General features: G+C 56.2%; 23 protein-coding genes and 2 pseudogenes. 19 read left to right on the top strand and 6 right to left on the bottom strand.

The window, feature by feature from the left end:
* Positions 1-32 precede the first annotated feature (32 nt).
* Together AC0L14_RS28735 and AC0L14_RS28740 are read right to left on the bottom strand one after the other, a co-directional pair.
* On the bottom strand, positions 33-860 hold the full coding sequence (locus AC0L14_RS28735) for a hypothetical protein (RefSeq protein WP_473751527.1): 828 nt from the start codon (positions 858-860) through the stop codon (positions 33-35).
* 216 nt (positions 861-1,076) lie between these two features.
* Positions 1,077-2,015, bottom strand: a complete 939-nt coding sequence (locus AC0L14_RS28740) for a hypothetical protein (protein ID WP_473751529.1) — start codon at positions 2,013-2,015, stop codon at positions 1,077-1,079.
* Positions 2,016-2,273: 258 nt separating this feature from the next.
* On the opposite strand from AC0L14_RS28740, the gene AC0L14_RS28745 reads away from it, so the two are divergent.
* The 15 genes and pseudogenes from AC0L14_RS28745 to AC0L14_RS28815 all read left to right on the top strand — a co-directional run bounded on the left by AC0L14_RS28745 (position 2,274) and on the right by AC0L14_RS28815 (position 16,687).
* Positions 2,274-3,455 (top strand): extracellular catalytic domain type 1 short-chain-length polyhydroxyalkanoate depolymerase, encoded by a 1,182-nt coding sequence (locus tag AC0L14_RS28745; RefSeq protein ID WP_473751530.1) that lies wholly within the window; start codon positions 2,274-2,276, stop codon positions 3,453-3,455.
* Between the two features lie 456 nt (positions 3,456-3,911).
* A pseudogene (locus AC0L14_RS28750) lies at positions 3,912-4,004 on the top strand (tetratricopeptide repeat protein); the annotation flags it as partial.
* Between the two features lie 14 nt (positions 4,005-4,018).
* The gene (locus AC0L14_RS28755) at positions 4,019-4,582 is read left to right on the top strand and encodes a tetratricopeptide repeat protein (protein WP_473751531.1); all 564 of its coding nucleotides are present in this window, start codon (positions 4,019-4,021) and stop codon (positions 4,580-4,582) included.
* Between the two features lie 662 nt (positions 4,583-5,244).
* Positions 5,245-5,532, top strand: coding sequence for a hypothetical protein (locus AC0L14_RS28760; protein ID WP_473751533.1), 288 nt, complete (start codon positions 5,245-5,247; stop codon positions 5,530-5,532).
* Positions 5,533-6,040: 508 nt separating this feature from the next.
* Positions 6,041-6,109, top strand: a pseudogene (locus tag AC0L14_RS28765) (hypothetical protein); the annotation flags it as partial.
* Positions 6,110-6,253: 144 nt separating this feature from the next.
* The gene (locus AC0L14_RS28770) at positions 6,254-7,609 is read left to right on the top strand and encodes a RecQ family ATP-dependent DNA helicase (RefSeq protein ID WP_473751557.1); all 1,356 of its coding nucleotides are present in this window, start codon (positions 6,254-6,256) and stop codon (positions 7,607-7,609) included.
* 206 nt (positions 7,610-7,815) lie between these two features.
* The gene (locus tag AC0L14_RS28775) at positions 7,816-8,076 is read left to right on the top strand and encodes a hypothetical protein (RefSeq protein WP_473751534.1); all 261 of its coding nucleotides are present in this window, start codon (positions 7,816-7,818) and stop codon (positions 8,074-8,076) included.
* Positions 8,076-8,408, top strand: a complete 333-nt coding sequence (hxsD, locus tag AC0L14_RS28780) for a His-Xaa-Ser system protein HxsD (protein ID WP_473751559.1) — start codon at positions 8,076-8,078, stop codon at positions 8,406-8,408. The genes AC0L14_RS28775 and hxsD overlap by 1 nt, the downstream gene beginning before the upstream one ends.
* Positions 8,401-9,858, top strand: a complete 1,458-nt coding sequence (gene hxsB / locus AC0L14_RS28785; protein WP_473751535.1) for a His-Xaa-Ser system radical SAM maturase HxsB — start codon at positions 8,401-8,403, stop codon at positions 9,856-9,858. The genes hxsD and hxsB overlap by 8 nt, the downstream gene beginning before the upstream one ends.
* A 1-nt stretch (position 9,859) precedes the next feature.
* Entirely contained in the window at positions 9,860-11,020 is a 1,161-nt protein-coding gene (gene hxsC, locus AC0L14_RS28790) for a His-Xaa-Ser system radical SAM maturase HxsC (protein ID WP_473751536.1), read from the top strand.
* A gap of 115 nt (positions 11,021-11,135) precedes the next feature.
* A complete protein-coding gene (locus AC0L14_RS28795) occupies positions 11,136-12,419 on the top strand; it encodes an SIR2 family protein (protein WP_473751537.1) in 1,284 nt (427 codons plus the stop codon).
* Positions 12,406-14,112, top strand: a complete 1,707-nt coding sequence (locus AC0L14_RS28800; protein WP_473751538.1) for an ATP-binding protein — start codon at positions 12,406-12,408, stop codon at positions 14,110-14,112. The genes AC0L14_RS28795 and AC0L14_RS28800 overlap by 14 nt, the downstream gene beginning before the upstream one ends.
* Positions 14,113-14,858: 746 nt before the next feature.
* Positions 14,859-15,125, top strand: a complete 267-nt coding sequence (locus tag AC0L14_RS28805; protein WP_473751539.1) for a hypothetical protein — start codon at positions 14,859-14,861, stop codon at positions 15,123-15,125.
* A 246-nt stretch (positions 15,126-15,371) separates the two neighbouring features.
* Complete coding sequence (locus AC0L14_RS28810; protein WP_473751540.1) at positions 15,372-15,923, top strand: hypothetical protein; 552 nt, start codon at positions 15,372-15,374, stop codon at positions 15,921-15,923.
* A gap of 251 nt (positions 15,924-16,174) precedes the next feature.
* On the top strand, positions 16,175-16,687 hold the full coding sequence (locus AC0L14_RS28815; protein ID WP_473751541.1) for a hypothetical protein: 513 nt from the start codon (positions 16,175-16,177) through the stop codon (positions 16,685-16,687).
* Between the two features lie 128 nt (positions 16,688-16,815).
* Here AC0L14_RS28815 and AC0L14_RS28820 read toward each other — a convergent pair whose 3' ends face one another.
* Complete coding sequence (locus AC0L14_RS28820) at positions 16,816-17,112, bottom strand: hypothetical protein (RefSeq protein ID WP_473751542.1); 297 nt, start codon at positions 17,110-17,112, stop codon at positions 16,816-16,818.
* Positions 17,113-17,348: 236 nt separating this feature from the next.
* Between AC0L14_RS28820 and AC0L14_RS28825 the strand changes: the two genes are divergently transcribed.
* From AC0L14_RS28825 to AC0L14_RS28840, 4 genes are all read left to right on the top strand, one after another.
* Positions 17,349-17,783 carry a hypothetical protein gene (locus AC0L14_RS28825; RefSeq protein WP_473751543.1) on the top strand — a complete coding sequence of 145 codons (435 nt, stop codon included), beginning with the start codon at positions 17,349-17,351 and terminating at the stop codon, positions 17,781-17,783.
* A gap of 68 nt (positions 17,784-17,851) precedes the next feature.
* Positions 17,852-18,094: a hypothetical protein gene (locus tag AC0L14_RS28830; protein WP_473751544.1), complete on the top strand. Its 243-nt coding sequence runs from the start codon at positions 17,852-17,854 to the stop codon at positions 18,092-18,094.
* A gap of 29 nt (positions 18,095-18,123) precedes the next feature.
* Complete coding sequence (locus AC0L14_RS28835) at positions 18,124-18,456, top strand: hypothetical protein (RefSeq protein ID WP_473751545.1); 333 nt, start codon at positions 18,124-18,126, stop codon at positions 18,454-18,456.
* Between the two features lie 13 nt (positions 18,457-18,469).
* Positions 18,470-18,781, top strand: coding sequence for a hypothetical protein (locus AC0L14_RS28840; protein WP_473751546.1), 312 nt, complete (start codon positions 18,470-18,472; stop codon positions 18,779-18,781).
* A gap of 1,125 nt (positions 18,782-19,906) precedes the next feature.
* Here the strand turns inward: AC0L14_RS28840 and AC0L14_RS28845 are convergent.
* From AC0L14_RS28845 to AC0L14_RS28855, 3 genes are all read right to left on the bottom strand, one after another.
* Positions 19,907-20,779 (bottom strand): thermonuclease family protein, encoded by an 873-nt coding sequence (locus AC0L14_RS28845; protein WP_473751548.1) that lies wholly within the window; start codon positions 20,777-20,779, stop codon positions 19,907-19,909.
* 138 nt (positions 20,780-20,917) lie between these two features.
* Positions 20,918-21,193, bottom strand: a complete 276-nt coding sequence (locus tag AC0L14_RS28850; RefSeq protein ID WP_473751549.1) for a DUF5334 family protein — start codon at positions 21,191-21,193, stop codon at positions 20,918-20,920.
* 12 nt (positions 21,194-21,205) lie between these two features.
* Positions 21,206-21,340, bottom strand: a complete 135-nt coding sequence (locus AC0L14_RS28855) for a YHYH domain-containing protein (RefSeq protein ID WP_473751550.1) — start codon at positions 21,338-21,340, stop codon at positions 21,206-21,208.
* Positions 21,341-22,332 lie beyond the last annotated feature (992 nt).

Here is a 22,332-nt window from a genome sequence, read left to right on the forward strand (position 1 = left end):
AGTGCTCATGGTGTTGCGGTACTGACATCCTACTAATCTCGCAGGGCGACCCATTCGATCAGTTCGTCAGTGACCTGTACTGGTCGGCTCTCATAGAGCGCTGAAATCCTTTGCAGGCGCTCCAGCTTGTCCGGCTCAAGCTCCACCTCCACATCGAATTCGCGCTTTAGGCGAGCCTTTGCATCCTGCCACACAGTGAGCACATGACCTGCCAGATTGCGCTTCGTGGAAATTTCGAACGGCTCGTCCACCTGTCCCACAATTTCATGATGGGCTGCTATCCTTTTGTGATAGCCGTCCACATCCTTCACCGGGCTGCCAAACTCCTCGTTTATCTTGCGCATTGCCTTCGCCTTCCCAGCGTCCACCTGCTTGCGGACGTCTCCGATGAGAGGCGTAGACATGTCGAACAGGAAGTAGTCGTCCATTACTTTCTTTACGCCAGAGAAGTCGATCTTCTGCCCGAGGACGGTATGCTGGGTAACAAGATCGCCATACAGCTGCCAATGTGATTTCCAATCGACCCCGCCACCCCAACGCCCAGCCTTTACTCGGCCAACGATCACTTCTCGCGTGTAAATGGCGACGACATTTTTTAGCCGCTCGATTAGGTCAGCCGCCTCTTTCTGCTTGTCCTCCCAAAGCTCAGCCTCGAAGCCCAGGCCCTTGAACCGTTTGAAGCGGGAAACATTGGCATAGATGAAACTCAAAAAGCCTAAGCCAAAGACGATGCTCGCGTTTGCAATTTGATCGAGGTACACCAAACGCAACGAGTAACCGACTAGGGCAAGGCCCACCGTCGAGAAGACAACACGCTCCCAATTCTGAGAGATAAACTTCCAGAAGCCTTTTGCCGCCATCACCAACCGTCCCCGTGCACGTCACCTACGTATAGTCGAAATGGCGGGGTTCGCCATAACCACGTCTGCCGAGGCGTTGGAGAGACGGGCTGTAAATCGCTCGCCTCTGGGCCAAGGATAAATTCCCACCACCGGGCCAGCTACTCGCTCCTGCCTTGACGAGGGATCGTTGAAGCTCTCAAGAATCCGCCGGGTTGGTGGCTCGGTAGCTTCGCGCTACTCCAAAGAGACAAGCTCAGAAATGTCCTCAAGGCTGCCGATTTCTAGGTCTATGTGGCTCAGCCGAGGCACCTGGGATCGAGGGAGCCAGCAGAAGCGATACTCGTCCTGGTAAGCGTAGCCAAAGTATTTGCTGAGCGGAACGAACGGGTGGGCGGCAGCTGGTAGAACGGGGTCGATATAGATGACTGGTCCTTCGTGCATCTCCAGCTTCGGATGTTGTGCAACCATTGCCCGCTGCAGGCGGTCGCGGAAAGCATCCTTGTTGCGAATGACAACGCATGCTTCAGCGCCAAAATCGACCACCAAGCGCGGCTCTACCGACGCGGTCACGCAATACAAATAGTAGTCTGATCGCGTATCGAACCGAACATCAAGGCGTCCCTCCTTGCCGTTCCCAGTTCGCAATGAATAGGGAACCAGTCTCCCAGTATCGTCGCGCACAACCGCAGCGGAAAAGAAAAGAGACAGTTCGTCGTCGCGGACGGCCTGATTGAGTGTAGGCTCAGAGAGGTAGCTTGCGGGTTGGATACGCAATCGGCCTAACCTGTGCAGGTCCGCCATATGCGTTTGCCTGCCCAATCTTATAAATACGTCGCCTCGCTTCAGGTTTAAGGCCGTTATTCGCTTCGCCGCCAACTTGGCCAGTTCAGAAGCGAAATCGGGGAAAGGCTCGGAGCGAATAAGATCGGGAGGCAAGCGTGGCCAATTCCGCATCTTCATCTCTTCCAGCATGTGGGTGAACTTCTCCCAGATCGGTCCGAAACTCTGATCGACGGAGAAGACCCCGATCTTCGCGTCTGGGGTCACTCGCAGTAGGTTCATGATCAGGTCGCGGGTACGTTTCTTCAGTTCCGCGTCCGTTAGATGCCGCGCGTAGGGATGCTTTCGGTACTGCTGCCGGTAGGCCATGTGCAGTGGGGTTCCGTCCTTCAAGCTCATGCTCCGGGCACTTGATTGCTGCTCCAGATACCACATGCGCGAGGGTGAGGAGACCTGTCCTTGTCGAATACGATAATCACCTACACTGCCGCTGTCCCGACGCCAGCCCGTTTGGAGCGGGAGGTGACGTGGAGGGGCTCCGCAACAGTTCAAATGAAACTTGTTATTGTGCAGTGCAGCAACGATATTGCTGCATGTGCGTTATGCGCAGCGTCGTGGCAATCTTAGCGGCCGACCACAAGGAATACTGATTTGCGAAAAATCTCCGACACCATCACCCGCCTTGCGGCATTCCGCGCCGGACAGGGTTTTCAAATCACTGGCCAAGGCCGCGACCGGTTGTCGGATCTGACGGATTTCGGGTCCAATCCGGGCGCCTTGCGGGCGAGGATCTATATTCCGAATGGTTTGCCTGAAGCGGCGCCTCTCGTCGTAGTGCTGCATGGCTGCACGCAGACCGCAGCAGGCTACGACCAGGGTTCCGGCTGGTCGCAACTGGCCGATCAGGAAGGTTTTGCGCTGCTGTTTCCCGAGCAACAACGCGCCAACAATCCCAACCTGTGCTTCAACTGGTTCGTGCCCAGAGACACAAGGCGCAACGGCGGAGAGGCTCTTTCCATCCGGCAGATGATAGAGGCGGTTGTCGTCGAATATGGCCTCGACCGTAAGCGTATCTTTATAACCGGCCTTTCCGCCGGAGGCGCCATGACATCGGTGATGCTCGCTTGCTACCCGGAGATCTTCGCTGGCGGCGCGATCATCGCCGGCCTGCCGTATGGGAGCGCAAAGACCATCCCGGAGGCCTTCGACCGCATGCGCGGTCATGGCATGCCCTCGGAACGGCAATTACAGAAAGCCCTGCGCGATGCCTCGCCGCACCAAGGTCCTTGGCCTTCGATATCCGTCTGGCACGGCTCCACCGATCAAACCGTAGCATCTTCCAACGCTGATGCGATCGTCGAGCAATGGCGGGCCATTCACGGGCTCGATGCACGTTCTACCCGGTCAGAAAAGGTGGATGGTCATTCGCGGCATGTCTGGTGCAATGCCAAAGGGCAGGAGCTGATCGAGGAATATCGCATCGCCGGAATGGGCCACGGTACACCACTTGATACGGCCGGCGACGCCGCGCTGGGAGTTCGGGGACCGTTCATGGTTGACATCGGTATCTCCTCTACCCGGCATATCGCGCGCTTCTGGGGGGTAGCGAAGCCGTGTGTAAAGCGAGATGCGAAGGTCAAGCCGGCAAGAGCCAACAGTGAGGCGCTCGGGGCCAGTTTCGCACGCGCTTTCTCGATGCCCAAGGTTGGGGTTCCCAATGTCCCTCGCTCTGAGAAACGTGCAAACATCCCGCTTTCTCAGAAGCCCAACTCGGCCGCGGGGCTACGGAAAGTCATAGAGGAGGCCCTGCGATCGGCAGGCTTGATGCACTAGCGTCTCGCCGAAACAACACCACTTTCAGGACCGCACGGTCAGCAAAAATGTCGTTGTCGAGCCTACCCTGTAGGCTTGGCATTGATTCGTCCCGGTTCGGCAGGTCTTAGAATACCTCCGGGATATCAACGGCTTGGAATGTCAAACCCTATCGGAACCGTCCATTGATCCTGTTGGATTTTCTCCAAAATTGTCAAACCTCAATTCTGATTCGACCCTGGTCCAGGCCCACTTTGGCTGTGCGGTATCGAGCGCGAGCAAGCCCACACCTCGCGATCAGCTCAATTCGATATTTATCAACCCATTTTCTTCGCGGCGATGCCTTGCGCAGAACCAGAATTTGTTTGACGCGGTGGCGCCGCTGCAGGCTCACAGCGGATCGCCGCCTGCACGCGGATCATCGAGGACAGGACGCGAAGCCCGGGCAGTCGCGCCAACGCCTACCACGGCCGGGCAATCGCCTGGACTGACAGCGGTGACGATGACCGGGCTATTGCAGACTATGACAACGCCATCGCTCTCGATCCGGACGACACCGATGCCTACAACGAGCGCGGACAGAAATGGCTTGGCTCGACAAGGGCGAGAACGACAGCGCCATCGGTGACTTCGATCGGGCGATCGAGCTCGATCCAGGAAAAGCCGAGGCCTACTACAACAGAGGCCGCGCCTGGGCTCGCAAGGGCGACGACACTCGCGCCATCACCGACTACAGCCACGCCATCGAGTTCGATCCGGCATATTTCCAAGCCTACAACAACCGCGGCTTCGTCTTCAACAGGATGGGCGAATTCGACCGCGCCATCGCCGATTTCGACGAGACGATCAGCCTCAATCCCCAACACCCCTACGCTTACAACAACGGGGCCATTTCCTGGGGCGCAAAGGGTGATGCAGAGCGCGCCGTCGCCGACTACAGCCAGGCGATCACGCTCGATCCGACCTATGTCAACCCTTATGGAAGCAGGGGAATCTACTACTTCTACGATCGCGAACCGGCCAAGGCGCAAGCGGATCTTACCACGGCGGCAGCGCTTGCACCCGGCAATGCCTATGATGCGATCTGGCCGAGCGGCGTGGCGGTGGTGCCAGCCATTTGCGCCAGACGGCTAGCAAGTTGGACATGACCAGATGGCCGGCGCCGCTGGTTCGCATGTTCCTTGGCGAGCAGACGCCCGAAGCAGCACTCGCCGCGGCCGACGATCCGGTCCCAAGCAGAAAACGCGGAAATCTATGTGGGGCCATTTTTACGCCGCGGAGTTCCACCAGCTCAAGGGCCATGCCGATAAGGCCTCGCGACTTTACCGGCTAGCCGTGCGCGACTGCCCCCGCGATTTCATCGAATATGTCGCGGCGAATAAGAGCCTACGCGCCCTGGGCGTAACTCCATAGCGTGCTGCTGGGGTATTATGTTCCGGGGGCTCGACGGGGCGGCAAAGCCGGTCGCGATCGGCCGCGTGTCGCTCAGGAACGGCGCGTCCTTGCTGACAAAGACCCGCTTCGCCGTCGGCCTGACGTATGCTGGGTAGACTTTGGAATCCAACCCACCAAGAAGCTCCGCGATTGCAACGGGAAGATCGGATGCTGCGAGAGAGGATTGAACTCTAAGTCACTATAATGATTTCAACAACTTATACGGCAGTTTGTAACATTGTGACGTTCGTCAAAATGAACCGAAATACCGACGGCCCTATCGGGCTCTTAGTCGTCGGAAAATGTTCCGGGGGGCTTTGCGCGGCTTGAAAACCGGCACGCCGAGTTCGGCAGGACCTTTGTGTCAGATCCGTACGTGGCGCCGAATCATGGCTGGCGTCATCGCTTCAAAACAGTTGGCATGGAAGCCGGTATCCCTCCCCGCATCCTAGACGCAATCCAGGGTCAGGCAGCTAGGACGGTTGCCGACACTTACGGTGAGGTCACCCTCAAAACCATGGCTGCGGAGATCGCGAAACTAGGTATCTATCCGCTCGACGCGCTCAACGATACCAAGGTAGGACGTAGCGGCATCCACGAGGCATCCCGAACCTTTTTGGTGGCCCGTGATTTGATGCCCACCCGACGCGTCAGGCTATGGTGAGCACCATTCTGAGCGTCGGAAGAAGATATGATTGTGGAAGCGTGGTTCGTTTACACCGAAGATGTCGGCGGTTCGAGCCCGTCATCGCCCACCATTTTGTTTTGCAACGCTAATTTGCGTTTCTGTCCATCCTGAAATGCCTGCCAAAAAGTCGCCTAGCTACAGAATAGCAACAGCAGTCTACCGCTGAGCAGGCGACCCAGCTGCCGCTCTGTTAGCGGGACCGTCGATGCCGGTTGCGTTCAACTCACGTTGATCCAGCTGAGGCCGGGCTGTGACCGAGGTTAAAGCCTTATAGCGTCCACGTGGCTGGTCTCGGCTAAACGTGTCAACTGTTTCCTACACCCGGTTTTAACGGAAGCCCCTCATTATTCCGCGTAGATTTTAGGTGCCTTCGAGGGAGCCTGCCAGCCGCTAACCTCAATCGGGGAAGTTTGATCTGAACGTACCATCAAGTAGCTGGTCCACAATTCGGCAAAATGTTTTGCAACGCGACGGCTATTGCTGTGTGTCTTGCGGCATCAGGCTCAAGTCGGCGGATGCGGACGTCCACCATTTGCTCCCTCGCTCGATGGGCGGAACCGACGAAATGTCGAACTTGGTCACGCTCTGCGACGGCTGTCACGCTCGCCATCACCCAAACCTGGCTGGTGGATTGGCAAGACGGGCGATTGAGAGATGGGCCGTGAGGCTCGCGAGATGGCTGGACCGCGAAGGAGTGGTGACCGAAGCCACAGGTAACTTCGGACCTGCACTACGCCTGTTTGGGCTGCAGCGGTTTCGTCACGGTCAGTTGCCGATCATATTGGCGGCACTTTCGGGAAAATCCGTGTTAGTCGTCAGTCCTACAGGTTCCGGCAAAACCCTATGTTTTCAGCTTCCCGCGGTGCTGAGGCGTGGAGTCGCCATTGTTGTTTCTCCCTTGAAGGCGCTGATGTCCGAACAGGTGTCCGACCTTCTGGCCAAGAAAATACCGGCAACGTTCATCAACAGTGATCTCAGCCGCGAAGAGAAGGAGACCCGCTTTTCTCTGCTTGGCCTCAAGGCCATAAAGCTCCTCTATGTAGCGCCGGAGCGGTTTTTTGTTCGTAGCGACGCCGAGCGCAACCAGCTTAAGCGGAGCGAACCGTCCTTTTTGATCATAGACGAGGCCCATTGCGTTGACCGCTGGGGTGAGGACTTTCGCCCCGAGTACGGGCGCTTGCGCGAGGTTCGGGAAAAGCTCGGTGCGCCCCCAGTCTTGGCTTTCACAGCTACCGCTGGAAAGGAAATGCAGGACAGGATTCTCGGCTCGCTTGGCATCCCGGACGCAAAGGTGTTCGTCCGCGATGTGGATAGGCCAAACATCGCGATGTTGCGACGGCATTGCCGATCTGAACAGCGGGCGCAGGAAATAGCATCCATGCTGGCGCTGCCCCAGTTGAAGGGGCAGAAGGCTATGATTTTCGTCCCTACGGTGAAAGTGGGTGACGAACTGCGGACTACTTTGTCGGCGATGGGGTTGGACATCCCATTCTATCATTCCAAGCTGGGAACCGCATGGGAGCGGCAGGAACTCGTGAAGCGCTTCTTGGGGCAGAGCCGCCCAGTAGTCGATCAGATTGTCTGCACCAACGCCTTTGGCATGGGCCTCGACGTTCCTAACGTGCGGCTGGTGGTGCACTGGCAACAATCAGCATCTGTTGAAGACCTGTTGCAGGAGTTTGGCCGCGCCGGAAGGGATAGGAAGCCGTCGGTCTCGGTCATGTTCCACGACGGTACGGGCCGAGGTGACACGGGACGCCTCAAATTCATGGCCGAGATGACTGTCTCGAGTGCACCGGGGGATGAACACCAAAGAGCGGTCATGCTGGAGCAGCGGACCCGGAACATCGATCAAGTGGCCGGGATGCTCCGCTCGACTTCTTGTTTTCGTAATTCGATCCGCAACTATTTCGGCGATAGTGAGGGACGGCACAAAACGAGCCTTGCAGAGCGGTCCTCGAATGGGTTTTTGGAACACGTACGCCGACAACCCACCACACCGCTTGCTGCGATAGCTGCGACTCCGCAACAATCAAAAAGCACGGCGCGATAGCTTATGTTGCGCGGGTCATGGGAGGTGAATTCCCGCGTTTAGGGCGAAGATGACAATCGATTGTGCTCAGAAGACGGAACCCGTCGACCCCACAATACAGTATTTGGTCGAAACATTAGTGATCTCTTAAGCACTTCTCCACAAATCGGTACTTGCCCGGATTGGCCCGTTTTGCTAATGAGGCCGTGCAAACGGGGGTTTGGATAATGTCGAAGCGTAGTTTTCTGTCACCAATGGCCTTGTCGGCCACGATGATTCTTGGCGGCCAAGTCCAGGCCGCAGCACTTGTCGAACCGGCAAATCAGCCTTCAGCCAAGCTCGCTGAAGCTGGCACTGTTCCGGCGGATCTCGGCTACGGTGAAGTGCTCGACCGCTCGAACGGTGCGGACGTTATCATGGCCTACCACACCAGCCATTCGAGCCATTCTAGTCACGGGTCTCACTGCTCTGGCTACAGCTACTGTTGATGACGGACACTTCTCGCGATAGCGAGCTCGTCCAGACTGCCCAAGTCAAGTTTGATCTGTCAGTCTTCAGCCTCGACTGTGTGAAGCGCGCAGCGTATCGGGTAACCGGAAACGCTGCGGTTGAGATCACGATCGAAGGCGGCTTCGCAGTATGCACGATCAACTTCAATAAGGCGGCCGCGCGAGCTTCGGCCGACGCAGCAATAGAAGGGCTGCGGCTAGAGGTCTTGGATCAGGACCTGCGTAGCAGCATCGCCGCCGAAACCGCCACGGTTAGAAACGCGATACTGGCGCTGGCGTTTTCCAGATCGGGCCTGCAGTCCGATGACTAAGTTTGCTCCGGCAGCTGAGTTCCAACGACCGTTGGACGACACATATCAGCTCGCGTACTTCCGTTTTTCCCAGTTGGACGACGAGCGGTATGTGCTGACCAACCAAGCGGGCGAATATCTGGTATTGCCGCGCGCCGTGCTGGCTTCGTTTGTCAAGCACGAGCTTCCCAGCACACACCCCGCCTACTCCCGCCTGCGCAGCAGGCAGTTCCTCTTTGATGCATCCTCCAATATCGGCAAGGAGCTGCTGGCGCTGAAGGTTCGGACCAAGGCAAAAAGGCTGGAGAACTTCACATCGCTTCACATAATGGTCGTGTCGCTGCGTTGCGAGCACTCCTGCCCCTACTGTCAGGTGTCCCGCCAAAGCGAAGATCGTTCAGCCTTCGACATGTCCGAAGAAACTGCCGAAACGGCTTTGGGACTCATTTTTCAATCTCCAAGCCCGGCTATTAAGATCGAGTTCCAGGGTGGTGAGCCGCTTCTGAATTTTCCGTTGATCCAACACGTCGTGCATCGGGCTGAAGAGATCAACAAGGTTGCCGGGCGGTCCCTGCAATTCGTCATCACGACGAACCTCGCCGTTGTTACGGACGAAATCTTGGAATTCTGTCGCGAGCACAGCATCCTGATTTCTACGTCGCTCGACGGTCCGGCTACTCTTCACAATGGCAACCGACCGCGCCCGGGAAAGAACAGCTACGAACTGGCCGTGGCTGGAATCCACAAAGCGAGATTGGCTCTCGGCCACGAGCGTGTAAGCGCGCTTATGACGACCACTAAAGCCAGCCTTCCACATGTGCGCGAGATCATTGACGAATACGTCCGGCTAGATTTCCCCGGAATATTTCTTCGGCCACTTTCTCCATACGGTTTCGCGGTCAAGACGAAATCCTATGTCGCGTACGACGTAGATCGTTGGCTCGATTTTTACTTTGAAGGGCTGAACTACATCCTCGAACTGAATCGGAATGGCATTCCTTTCAAGGAATTTTACGCTGCCACCATCCTCACAAAGATGCTCACGCCCTTTGAGCCGGGGTATGTGGATCTGATGAGCCCAGCAGGCATCGGCATCTCCGCCGTTGTCTATAATTATGATGCCAGCGTCTACGCATCCGACGAAGCACGAATGTTGGCAGAAATGGGAGACAAGACATTTCTGCTCGGGAATGTCCACGAGAACACGTATGAGGAAATCTTCGGATCTGACGCGCTCCTCGATCCAATAGAGCAGTCCTTTGCAGGATCCGTGCCGATGTGCGCCGACTGCGCTTACGAACCGTTCTGCGGTTCCGATCCAGTATTCCACACAGCTACGCAGGGCGATTTTGTCGGCCTTAAAACGCGGTCGGGCTTCTGCAATCGCAACATGTCGATCTTCAAGAGGCTGATCGACCTTATGGAGAGGGACGTTGCCGCCCGAGAACTCTTTTTAAATTGGGCGAATTAGGATGTTGCGACTGAGTGGCTTCGCTGCGTCAGCAAGCGTCGGTGATTTTTCACAGCGAGTGGCACTTAGGCTCGTGACGGGCCAAGCTGATCAAGCGCCGAACCCGGAGCATGATGCGTATCTTTTCAAGGGCGAGGCGTTTCATCCTGAGTGCCATTGGGTTGTTACGTTTGAAGAGCATCAGTCAGAAGCCGCGCGGCTATTTCCGAGCCAACGATTGATCGTTCTGCCTGACTATTTTGGCTATCTCAGCGAAGGAGATGTCATTCGGTACGTGCCGGACCGCAACGCTGTGCGTGTCCTGTTTCGAACAGAAGCCAATGCAAACTACTTCCTTGTTACAGAACGGTGCAACCACCTTTGCTTAATGTGCTCGCAGCCGCCAAAGGATGTTGACGATCGCTGGCTGGCTCGGGAAATCTTGGACGTGCTGCCCCTACTGCCCGCCACGACACCGTTTCTTGGGATCACCGGCGGTGAGCCGACGCTGGTAGGCGAGGACTTTTTCGATATTTTGGCCTCGGCTCGTGACCACCTCCCATTCACGCCAGTTCATATTCTTTCCAATGGTCGGACATTTAAGGATAGAGCATTCGCCGAGCGGTATCAAGCTATTGGACACCGTCGCCTTTCGGTAGGCATACCGATCTATTCCGCGGACCCGGAAGTGCACGATTATGTGGTTCAGTCCAAGGGCGCTTTTGACGAGACCATCCGCGGGATCATGAACCTGAAGTCGGTCGATGCAGAGGTCGAGATTCGAGTTGTCGTTCACAAGCAGACCTATGAGGGTCTTGCCGACCTATCGGATTTCATTTTCAGAAATTTGACCTTTGTCGATCACGTCACATTCATGGGTCTCGAGATCACTGGGTACACAAGAGCAAACATGGATAAGCTCTGGATGGACCCATACGACTACCGCAGCGAGCTGCGGGCGGCCGTGCAATATCTGGCTGCGGCTAGGATCAACGTTTCAGTCTACAATCACCAGCTCTGTCTTCTCGACGGGTCCATCCATAAGTACGCGAGACGGTCGATCAGCGATTGGAAAAACGAGTACGTGGACGAGTGCACGAGCTGCTCCCAACGCGAGGCATGTGGGGGCTTCTTTTCATCCAGCAACCTCGCGCGAAGCTCTCACATTTCGGCATTTCAATAAGATCTTTGTCCGCAGCGCGGACCGGGGGACCTCAGCATGTATGTCTGTCGGAATAGAACGGCGCAGTCATTTAGCCTTTAATCGTTGGCGGGCCACCTAATCGATCGGAGTAGCTATGGCGTTTTGGAACGGTCGTCCTCCTGCTGCATCCAACCTGAGGCTTTACAAACCGACCACCGGTTGGCGGAAGTATGAAGACGCCGTGGATACTGAAGGCAAAACCGCCTTCTTTGGATCAAGTCGAGACATCGAATTTGCGCTAGCGACTTCTCTTAACGCAAGCAATCTACTTGTTTTGACAGGTGCGGGGTCGTCTTTTAGTGCGATTAACTCAAGCGGAGCTGTAGCGGCCCCGAGCATGGGTGACCTTTGGGATGCCGTGACATCAATGGTCACCCCACACGTTATGGCGGAAATAGCCGGTATCATCCCAAAAGCGACAGGTATTGCAAAGAACATTGAAAAGCTTCTAACGCTGTCCAAGTTGTACGTCTCACTTTTTTCGGACGAGACCAGCACAAAAGTCCAAACTTTTATAGATAACGCCGAAAAGGCCATCCTCGCTCGGGTTGATTTCGTAACCGCGGAAACAGACTTATCCAGTCACCGATCTGTCATTCGCAAGCTTGCGCGGAGAGGTATCCGAAAACCTCGCACAAAAGTTTTTACGACTAACTACGATCTGTGTTTTGAGTATGCGGCACAGGGCCAGCAATTCGTGGTGGTGGACGGATTCTCGCACACCACCCCACAAGTATATGACCGAGCACATTTCTCTTATGATACCGTTCGGCGAGGCAGCCCGGAAGATGCGCCAGACTACATCGAAAATGTATTCCACCTTTACAAGCTGCATGGATCGCTAGATTGGCGTCGCGGACCTTCGTCAATCGTTCGAAGCCGATCGGAATCAGACGGATTGCCAGTTCTGATTTTCCCTCGTGACACCAAATATCAGGAAGCCTTCGAGACACCTTACCTCGATATGATGGCGGCGTTCCAGACTGCTCTTCGAGAACCGGACGCATCTTTGATCGTCTCCGGCTTCGGTTTCAATGATGACCACATTGCCAAGCCGATCATGGCCGCCGTTGAAGCTAACATGGGGCTTCGTGTTGTCGTCTGCGACTTCTCTTTCATCGCTGAGGGACCGCTGGACAGCGATCCAGATGTCATTCCGGCAGATGTGCCGAGATGGTCGTCCAATTCCTACTTTGATCACTTCGTTGCGCTAGCTGACCAAGGGGACACCCGCATCACTCTAATCAACGGACGATTCGAAGACTTGGCGCTCGCGATTCCAGATTTGGTAGCGCAAACCGAGCGAGAACGACACGTGGAGCGGATGATGGCTGTACGGGCCAGCACAACTGCGGGACCCTTTAATGAGCAAGGCTAGTCTCGTCGATCCGCAGCGATATCTTGGCACAGTTACCTTGGTCGGGGCGTCACTGGTCCAAGTAAACATGCCACACGCGACCGCATCGCCCGAAAGACGATCGCTCGCTCGCGGCGTTGTCGGTGACTTCGTCTTCGTTGATTGCGAAATGGTGAAGTTGCTCGGTCGCATCGTGGAAGCAAAGATACCAGACGCAGAGCGCCTTACGGTCGAGCCATCATTGGGAAAGGTGTCAGCGACGCACCCAGTAGGCAAGATTCAGCTTCTAGCTTCGGTTAATCAGCGTTCCAATAAGCTACTCCGGGGCTTAAAGGAGCATCCCCGAATCGGCGACGCAGTGTATATGGCTGATCCACAGTTGCTCGGTGAGTTGTTCGCAAACGCTCTAAACACAGATGGTCAATTGACCGTTGATGTGGGCACGCTAAGTGCTGGTTCGGATATCATGCTCCGGTTGCAGCCGGAACGTCTTTTCGGGAGACATTGTGGAATTTTTGGTGCGACAGGCGGGGGAAAAAGTTGGACGGTTGCCTCTGTAATCGGCCAGATAAAAGAGAAGGGTGGAAAGGCTATCCTCTTTGATCCAACCGGAGAGTTCGCAGGCTTGCCCGCAATCTCTAAACATTATGCTTTTGACGCTGAAGAAATCGGGACCACACGTGTCCACTTCCCTTACCGAAAAACTACCGAGGATGACCTCTTCGCACTTTTTCGTCCAGGTGGACAGAGCCAAGGCCCAAAGCTGCGGGAGGCTATTAGAAGCCTCAAACTGATAACAAATCTCAGTGGCGTTTCACAAACATTGACCATCTATGAAGGAAGGCTGCTAACGAAGCGACAGCGGCCAAGAGCAGCTTTTTACAATGCTGTTGCTGCAAACTCCAGCGCACTTCATAGCCCGTACTGCGAGTTCAAGATTGACGACCTGCCGGAGCAGATCGCTGCGGAGTGCATCTATGGCTCAGATTTTGATATCCCAGCCAATTTTGGCAAGGCCGATCAACAGGCGATGGGTCACTGTGAAAGTCTGATCTCACGAATCCGAACGCTGGTCCATTCGGCCGAATTGTCCTGTCTCTTTGGGGCAGAAGGACCCTCGCTTGCCGAGATTATCGATCAGTTTATTGAGGACGATGACGATGACGTTATCAGGATATCATTCAAGAATGTTCGGTTTGAGCACAATACCCGCGAGATTCTTATGAATGTTATAGGCCGTTACTTGCTTGGTAGAGCGAGAAACGACGTATTTCGGAATCGGCCGATGATTGCGATTCTCGACGAGGCGCATCAGTTTCTTGGGCGAACCGTGGGTGATGAGTACGTGAGCGTACGGCTGGAGGCATTCGGCCTAATAGCCAAAGAGGGCCGCAAATATGGGCTTACCTGCGTATTGGCAACTCAACGGCCCAGAGACGTACCCGCGGACGTTTTAAGTCAGCTGGGAACATTCATAGTCCATCGACTAACCAACGACGAGGATCGAATGGCCGTCGAACGGGCTTGCGGTGATCTTGATCGCAACGCGGCTTTATTCGTACCCACGCTTGCTCCCGGCGAAGCTATCATAATAGGGCCGGGGTTGCCCGCGCCTGTACCGGTTATGATTCAGGAGCCGATGTTTCCGCCAAACTCAAAGGGCCCGGATTATGCGACGTTCTGGCAAGGGCGAAAAGAGTCGCCACCAACTTAGATGCGACGGCCGCCGTGTTTGAATCGCATGGCTACGCTGAGCCTTTGCTGAATGGCGTGAGCGACTTTCGGAACAAGGACCCAGATTATGCACGTGTCCAAATTGGTGGCATTGGATAGCAGCCATTGGGCAAAAAGGGATCCATGACGCTTTCTCAAGTGATCAGACAGTTCGGCGTATGGCTTTCAGCTTCGCTGAGGATCTCCTTTCGCTTGGCTACACTATCCTGTTCAGCTGGCATCATCTTGAAGAACTTTTGGCGATCAACGACGACGAGGTCGTTGAGCGCCGGTTGCGCTTCATCGCTTCATCCGCAATATACCCTTCTTATCTTGGATCGGTAGGATCGGCGATGACGACGGCTTGGGTAGTATGGCCGACGTTATGGCAGCTGAGGTTCTGACGGCTTACCGAAGCGGCAACGACGTCTCCGGGGTGCGACAGGCGGCAAGATTGCTTCTTCTGCGCTCCGGGCCCGGTCACGATCTCCTCCCAGATCACCCTCTCTTTCTACCGATCATGCAAAAGTGGTCCCGAGAGAGCGCCGACCGTGCGCGCACGATCACCGCTATATCTCCATTTACGTTCATCGATCCAAACAGGACCGTCGGCGAACTCATGGCGGGCAAAATTCGATCTCCGGAACGAACAAAACGAGCGTTGCGCGCGCAACAGCGGCAGTTGACTGCGGAAAAGCCCACGGTGACAGTAAGATCACAAACGCGAGTGAACGAGCAGGTGATTTTATGCATGAGGTTTTGGATTTTGCACAAGACATGCCGTTGACAGCTCGCGAGTTGGTGCTGCGAGGTCTGGCAGCACAAGGAATCGATGAGGACGAATTCAAACCGACTACAACGATGGAGCAGATCGATCAGCTTGGGCTCTTCCGATCTCAGCTTCGCGTTGTCGCACCGAAGACGGGCATCTCGTTTGAGATTTTGAAGCGTTCCGTTAGACCTGATCAGCTGCCAAGCCGGGTGATTGGTAACGCTCTGCGTTTTCACGGATAGAAGGCTAATAAGCGCAAAGGTAGCGACCTAAACGATGGATATCTGGCAACACTCAGTGCCTACGCTGACGTGCTGTACGTTGATAAGCGCACTGCCGAAAACTTCCGACGCGCCATTTGCAAGGAGCCGACAATCTACATGTTGATGGGGGGAATTGAGAAGACGTCAGACTACAGAATGATACTTAGCAGTCTTCGCGATCGATCCTGAGTTGCCCATGTTGCCCATCGAGAGGGCCGGAAACAGATGATAACAGAGGCCTTTGAGGGATTTGCCCATTCACTCCGTATTCTGCTTGAAGCCGTGCATCGCTCTCACGACGTTCTCTTGGTCGATGCTCATGAAGCCGCTGGAAACATCGAGCAGGGGCTGACGAACGCTCTGAATGCGTATCATCGCGTCTATGACAGTTCTCTCAATGATGACCGGTTTTCGTTCGACTGGTACGGAACCCCGGAGACCGCGACCTTGCTTGCGGTGAGGAATGCCCGCCATCACAATGTCGCGCATCGCATCCGCGGCCTATACACCTACCATCTGCAGCAGCTGAGGCCGGAAGAACCTAGGCCATATATTTTCGTGACTTATCCGGAAGCCGAAGATGGTGGCAGCACATTCGATGTTCCTATTTCCTGGCACAACCTTCGTACCTTGCTAATGATGCCACAGTCGGAGAGCAGGCTGCGAGCTGGCGTCAGCAAGGCAATCTACAGTTACCTCGCCGGTGAGAAACTCGACTCTTACGCGAGACACGCGATGTCGATGCGGAGGGTGTTTTTCTCAATGCAACATCTTTGATTGTCAACGCCGCCCGCAAATTTGTTCCGGTGGTCAAATCTATGAGCGAGACGAATCTCTGGACATTGGAAGTATCGACCTGATTCTCAAACAGGATATTGAGCGCCGAATTGAGGCCATGAATACAGCAGTCGAACGGCGTAGCGAACTTCTAGACTCTCATCGAAAAGAACTGGGCGATTTTTGGGACAGCTAAGAGAGGAGCTGTTCCTACGTTGGATTGACCCGTCACAAGGGAGCACGGAGGCGCTATGCTCAGCGACAAACAGCGGATGTTGGAGTTAGGCCAATGGGGAGAGAACAAGACGCTCGCTCTGCTCAAACACGCAGGCTTCGTGAAGGTGAAAGATGTAAACGTCGAGACTTGCAACCAACCATTCGGCGACATCTATGCTGAGCGGGGCGGGCTGATGTATCTGATCAGCGTGAAGACCCGCAACAAATTTCAGGCAAGCGGGCTTCTGAACCCCTGTTACAACGTGCGCAAGAAGGGCGCTGACCTTCTCGGTGTTGCCCGGCGCTACCACGCGCAACTCGCTTGGGTGACCGTTCAGGTCATCCCCGAGCGGCAGTTGTTCTGCAGTTATTTCGGCACGATTAGCCAGATTCAGGAGCATGGCGAGCGCTTCTCCATCCCCATGCAGGCAAGCGCGACTTCGAGATACGAATGCCTGGCGGATGAAGTTACGGACCTGGCGATACGGCCAGAATGGACGAACGGTGGCTACAGCAGGAGCCGTGAACGCCCATTGATATCGAGTTGATCAGCGGAGTGATGGACGAAGGCGCCACCGCGAGCGAGATGGCGGGCTATCTCTTCACTGTAGCCACCGACCACATGGGACTAACCGACTGCGGACGGCTAGCTGAGAGAAGCGATCAGGTCGCCAAGCTACTCTTCAGTCTCCGACCTGAGTTCAGTACCCACTGATGCAGCGATTCGAGGCTGCCGGAGTGCAGCGCGGCCCTGAAGCAGGCCGTGAAACGATCGCAATCGCGAATTGACGCTGCCCGGCGGTTGGCGAAGTTTGCTCATAGGGCCGTACTTGCTGAACCGATGCTGATCCAGATGTGCGAGCAGCGCATCGATTTGCCGCCCATCCAGCGCCTCGAAGGCTGTGCATATATCGATCTCGCACGCCTTCAGGATTTCGCGGGCGCGCTTCGCATTTTCATTCCGTTCATGCATCAGGGTAGTCTCCGATTATGGCGGCAGTCGCTTTGGTCAGCAGCATAATCGGTTTACCGCAGAGATTGCGAGACCGAAAAGCCAATCCGGGCGGCCTTGGCCGGGTGGCTACCGCTAGGCCGTGGTCGCCACCGCAACAGAAACCGGCAGGCGAGCCCGCTGAGAGCGCGCGCGCGGTCGAGACAATCTCCACGCTTCAGGCTGAGCCCCCACGCCTCAAGCCCCGGATCAATGTCGTGAAGGGCGAAATCCACCGGGCAGTCAACCAAGCGATCGCCGTCCGCTCAAACCGGGACTTTGGCATCTTCTCACGCGCAGACGAACTTGTTCGCCCGGTCACCCACCGCACTCCCTCTCAGACCCTGACCGTTGCCAAGCAGGGCGAGAATATCAGCCGCGCTGACGGATCGGTGATCGTCACAACCCTTACGGAGGCCGCGCTAACTGAGGCCCTAACGGAAGCAGCGCTGTTTATGAAGTTCAATCTGCGGGTCAATGACTTCGTTGCATGCGACTGCCCGCCTGAGGTGGCAAAAATGATCCTTGCGAGAAAGAGCCATAACTGGACCATGCCGCGACTGAGAGCGGTTATCAGCGCGCCGACGCTCCGGCCTGACGGAACAGTGATCAGCGAGCCGGGGTATGACGCTGAGACTGGCCTACCCTTGTAGGTGAACGGCTCTGGCGGCATGTACCTGAAAGCCCGTCTAAACGCGAAGCTACGGAAGCTCTTGCCGTCTTGTCAGAACCGATCGCCGCGCTTCCCTTCGTGAACGAAAGCGACCGCGCCGCTGCCCTGGCACTGCTGATCACCAGCGTTCTGCGCCCCAGCCTGAAAAGCGCGCCTATGTTCGCGGTATCCGCCCCATCTGCAGGCACGGGCAAGAGCCTTGTGGTCGATGTCGCGGCGGTGATGGCGACGAGTCGGCGGGCGGCTGTCATCACTCCACGCCGGACGAGGCGGAACTTGAAAAGAGGATAGGGGCGTGCGCGCTCGCTGGCGATCAGATCATGAGCATCGACAACGTCACCTGGATCCTGCGCAGTGACCAACTTTGCGAGATGCTCACGCAAGATGAGGTTCAGGTCCGCGTGCTTGGGTCATCAAAGAACGTCCGCATTCCCGCGACCACCCTGATCTGCGCCACGGGAAACGATCTCACGGTCTATGGTGATTTGAACAGGCGAACGATCCAAATCCGGCTAGACGCCAAGTGTGAGCGGCCTGAGGAAAGACGTTTCGAGTTCGACGCGATTGACCTGGCCATGCGCAAGCGGCCCGAGCTTGTTGCGGCCGCACTGACAGTCGAGCGCGCCTACCTGTCGGCGGCCGCACCTAGCTAACAGAGCGTCACCCATGGGCGGGTTTGAAGATTGGAGCGATCTGATACGATCTTCCTTGATCTGGCTCGGGCTAGCTGATTGCCGGGGCGATGTAGCGGCTCAGAGAGCAGCGGACCCGGAGAAGGACGAACTTGCCGAGATCATCGAAGCCCTGCCAAACGGGCCGTTCACGACACGGGAAATAGCTCTCCGGGTCGCCGATAGCCTGCCTCTCAAGGAATCGCTAGGCGGCTTCATCGAACGAAGCGGCGCATTTTCGTCCAAGCGCTTCGGGCGGTATCTAGCGCGATATGCCGGGACGCGGATCGGCGGGCGATGGGATTGAACAACTGCCTCGCGACAGCAACAGCAACAGCACCGTGTGGCGAGTGGCCGGGGAGAGTAACGATCATTCGTCGTCATTGTCTGATGATCCGGAACCTGAGTTAGCTGGCTGGTGACCCCCGCACGCAAACGGCTTGCGAACGGTTGTAGAGCTCTACCCAGCCCACCGGCTCTGCCCCGTTCCATCTAGTGAACGACGCAACGGAGCGGCGGCTATTGGCTGGCGGCCTCCCGCAGGCCGTCTTGTGTTGCCGACACGATTAGGCGACTTGCAGCGGACATTTGACGTTGGACTTCATCGTGCGGAAGTTCAGGCCGGCAGCGGAGGAGTGAATCGGCCGCTGGGTCACTGGGCCGCAATCAAGTAGCGGCGGGTTTTTGCGTGGCGATGAGCTAGGAACACTATAGCAACTCCGATCGTTGATGGTTTTGATCGAGCCGCGGTCGTACCAGGCAAGCTGTTGAAACATTCCAACTGCCGGTTGGTAGACGCACGCCGCCGTCGAGCATAGGTTTCTAATCCGTGCACCGGGCACACCACCCCGCCCACACCCCGTGCCTGGCGAACGAGTGATCGCCCGCCGTGCCGAAAGGTGCGGCGGGCGCTTCCCGATTGCCGGGTTTTGTCGGCGCTCAGACCAGAGGCACGTCGCAGCGCGAGCGCAGTTTCTACCTAGTGGAAGTCAATCTTTTTTGACGACTGCGAGGTGTGGCTTTGGAGACTGATGAGCGCAGGCGTGTCGATCTTGGACGCTATGCGCCTGGCGAGTTCCCGCAATTCGAAAAAGCCGTCAATACTCATTAGGCTCAATGGTTGGCCTGACGAAGTGTCCCACCGCAAAGGTGCTTTGTCTTGCCTGTACGAAGATCCGTTCATCTCGCAAATGGCATCGTAAATCGCCTGTGCGATCGACATTTCGGCACGGATACGCTCTGCATCTTTTTGGCTAGTCACGAGAAGTTTCCCCCAAACCCGCGCTTCCCCTTAGCCGGTTTCATTAGAGGCCGCTAGATCACGCGGATGTGACGCGTCGGATAAAATCGATTGATATGGCGGAGGGAGCACGCCGGGCGTTTTGGTCTTGGCCGTATGTACGCCGTGAAAAATCGACGTTTTTGTCGACCCTTACCGCCTTGCCTTACGCCAGCCGGCCGCGCGCGCCTCGGCCTCGCTGCAGAACCAGCGCTCACCTTTGCTCGGCGTGATCACTGCCTCGTCGTAATACTCTTGGCCCGGCAGATGGTAAATATGCTCACCCGAGTTCACGCTGATATTGCCTTTGACGTTGCAGCCGGAGCCGAGCAGACCGAAGCCGGTCGATTGCTCGCTGACGGTCTCGACCTTGTCGGCATTCGCATCCCGCCAGTCCCATGGTTGATCGAAGCGGCCCTGCCAAACTCCGCGATGCGCGGCCTTGGCTGAGACTTGCTCGGCGGCAAATGCGCCGTTCGAATAGCGAGGCCAATCTAGAGCGAGGCCTTGTTCAACGAGCCATTTCTGAACGCTTCGGCCGTCGGCGCGATCGCAGTTACCGACAAGACGCCCGTGCCGATCACGATCGACAAACCTGCAATGCAGCGGTCGCGAAGCTGCCAGGAACTTGTCCAAGGCTTGGGCAGCGCGGCGCCCGCATGGGTAGTCAAAGCCCTTGGCGTCGCTGCAATATTGCCGGCTTTCCGGTGCGTCGATGCCATTGAAGCGGATGCGCTGGCCAGCAATCTCGACGGTGTCGCCGTCGATGATAGATGCCCGGCCTTGCATCGGCCTAGGCAGCGGTTCTGTCCAATTTGTTATCGTGCTCTGGAGGCCTGCGGTGCTCTGTTGGCCGGCGGTGCTCTGGATCGCGAATTGGGTGACTGCGGCGGCAAGCGTGCCGACGCCGAGGAAGATCAGCCCTAAGAGCGGTCGCGGCAGCCGCCGTGACGGCATTCTACGGCCGGCGCGTCTTCGCCACCGGTTACCCTGATCGGCACCCTGATATCGGTAGCCTTTGCCCACGCCCCTTCTCCCGGAATAGAGAATGCTTCCATTGCGGGCCAGAGTCCAGGCTTGCTCGGGCCTTTACCATGGCGTAGGCCGTGTGATGGTGTCGCTTCACGAGCGCGGCCCACTGCGCGAGTGCAATTAAATAGCGAGTCAGTCGTCTTCCATTTCAAGAGTCCGGTACTCGCCGCTTTCGTTGTCGTAGACCTCGACTTCAACTGTTGATCCGTACCGCCGAATGCTTTCAACGGTTACGTCTCGAAGTTCGCCAGCACCACCGTCAAATATCTCGATGTCCCTGCCCGTTCTAATAAAATTACCCTTGCCAATCTCAACCGTCTCGCCGGTCATCGTATCCGTCCCGTCCCAAGCATAGGCATCGGACGTGCCCAAAATGAATCCGATCGTGAGCGCAACACGCTTCATCATGACAGGATTTGCCTAATGGCAGTGATACTCGCCAGTTTTGTGGTTTGTGTGGCAGCCATTTGAGTCTGTTCCGCCACCATGGCTCAATGCCGGGGAAACACTATAGGCGCCAAAAAGAACACTAAGAACCAAAGTCAAATATCTCATTTCACCCTCACTAATATACTGGCATTCGGCGCTCAATCCCGACGAGAGTCAAAAGAACCGGACAGGCGGTATTGAAGAAAGGTAGCAGGACGAAAAGGAACCTGCTTTGCTTCCGGATTTCCGGATTTCCCGGATCGATTTCAGCCATGTCTAAGAATTTCGCAATATGGCCACGTACATATACGTCCGTACTGCTAAATTCCCGCGTTTAGATGTAGCAAATCCGGGAAATCTGGAAATCCGAAGTTGTACAATCGCCTCGATATTCGCGAGTAAGTTGCACCGCAGGAAGTAGCGCCGTCGCTACCGCTCGGCTGGCGAACGTTCGGCCTGCTGCCGGCACTCGTGGGCGCCATGGTGGTCGGCGCGCGTCTTGATGGCTGCTTGTCACCTTTCGTTTAAACGGTCCCTGGTCATGGCCGCGACGCGGGAAAGTGTCAGTGCAAAAATTCATGGGGAAGCCGAAACAACCCCTGCAATCCCCTGCACCTCTTTTCGTCTGCCTCGCGCAGCCTCAGCGCTTCCCGAAAATAGCTTATCCGTATCTGTTCGAGTGGCCCCTTGTCCGCCTCCGGCAAGTCCTCCAGGTCTTGCAGAGCCGTCAAAAGTTCTGAGGTTGTAGAGGTCAAATCCGGCCCGTCGAAGCCTACAAATCGACTGTCATTTCTGAATGAATCCAAAGAACTGCTTCATGTCTGTCAAACCGGCGCTATTTCTTCTTTTTCAGCCTTTGCGTAAGAGCGGATCCCGCGACCGATTTGACTGCCTTTGAGGAGCTCTTAGAACGAAGCAACTTGGATGCCGTAGAAGCAACTTTCTTGCTCGTAGTCTCATTGGGTTTCTTTGCCATTGGTTTCCCCGCGCGGTTGAGTTGGCGTAACACGCACTGTGATGCGTCCGCAATCAACTGCCGGAGAGCACTGCCCCCAACTTTCATTTTCCAACACTCGGTCCGATTCCGCAAACAACCCGCGATGCAGTGTTTCTCGTCG

The organism is Mesorhizobium sp. WSM4841, from assembly GCF_055811515.1.

Excerpts from the sequence above, each read along its gene's own strand:
- hxsD (WP_473751559.1), top strand. The coding sequence starts at position 8,076 with ATGACGGACACTTCTCGCGATAGCGAGCTCGTCCAGACTGCCCAAGTC.
- AC0L14_RS28775 (WP_473751534.1), top strand. The coding sequence starts at position 7,816 with ATGTCGAAGCGTAGTTTTCTGTCACCAATGGCCTTGTCGGCCACGATG.
- AC0L14_RS28820 (WP_473751542.1), bottom strand. The coding sequence starts at position 17,112 with ATGCATGAACGGAATGAAAATGCGAAGCGCGCCCGCGAAATCCTGAAG.
- AC0L14_RS28855 (WP_473751550.1), bottom strand. The coding sequence starts at position 21,340 with ATGAGATATTTGACTTTGGTTCTTAGTGTTCTTTTTGGCGCCTATAGT.
- AC0L14_RS28755 (WP_473751531.1), top strand. The coding sequence starts at position 4,019 with ATGGCTTGGCTCGACAAGGGCGAGAACGACAGCGCCATCGGTGACTTC.
- AC0L14_RS28815 (WP_473751541.1), top strand. The coding sequence starts at position 16,175 with ATGCTCAGCGACAAACAGCGGATGTTGGAGTTAGGCCAATGGGGAGAG.
- AC0L14_RS28835 (WP_473751545.1), top strand. The coding sequence starts at position 18,124 with ATGAGCATCGACAACGTCACCTGGATCCTGCGCAGTGACCAACTTTGC.
- AC0L14_RS28735 (WP_473751527.1), bottom strand. The coding sequence starts at position 860 with ATGGCGGCAAAAGGCTTCTGGAAGTTTATCTCTCAGAATTGGGAGCGT.
- AC0L14_RS28850 (WP_473751549.1), bottom strand. The coding sequence starts at position 21,193 with ATGATGAAGCGTGTTGCGCTCACGATCGGATTCATTTTGGGCACGTCC.
- AC0L14_RS28840 (WP_473751546.1), top strand. The coding sequence starts at position 18,470 with ATGGGCGGGTTTGAAGATTGGAGCGATCTGATACGATCTTCCTTGATC.
- AC0L14_RS28800 (WP_473751538.1), top strand. The coding sequence starts at position 12,406 with ATGAGCAAGGCTAGTCTCGTCGATCCGCAGCGATATCTTGGCACAGTT.
- hxsB (WP_473751535.1), top strand. The coding sequence starts at position 8,401 with ATGACTAAGTTTGCTCCGGCAGCTGAGTTCCAACGACCGTTGGACGAC.
- AC0L14_RS28810 (WP_473751540.1), top strand. The coding sequence starts at position 15,372 with ATGATAACAGAGGCCTTTGAGGGATTTGCCCATTCACTCCGTATTCTG.
- AC0L14_RS28795 (WP_473751537.1), top strand. The coding sequence starts at position 11,136 with ATGGCGTTTTGGAACGGTCGTCCTCCTGCTGCATCCAACCTGAGGCTT.
- hxsC (WP_473751536.1), top strand. The coding sequence starts at position 9,860 with ATGTTGCGACTGAGTGGCTTCGCTGCGTCAGCAAGCGTCGGTGATTTT.
- AC0L14_RS28805 (WP_473751539.1), top strand. The coding sequence starts at position 14,859 with ATGCATGAGGTTTTGGATTTTGCACAAGACATGCCGTTGACAGCTCGC.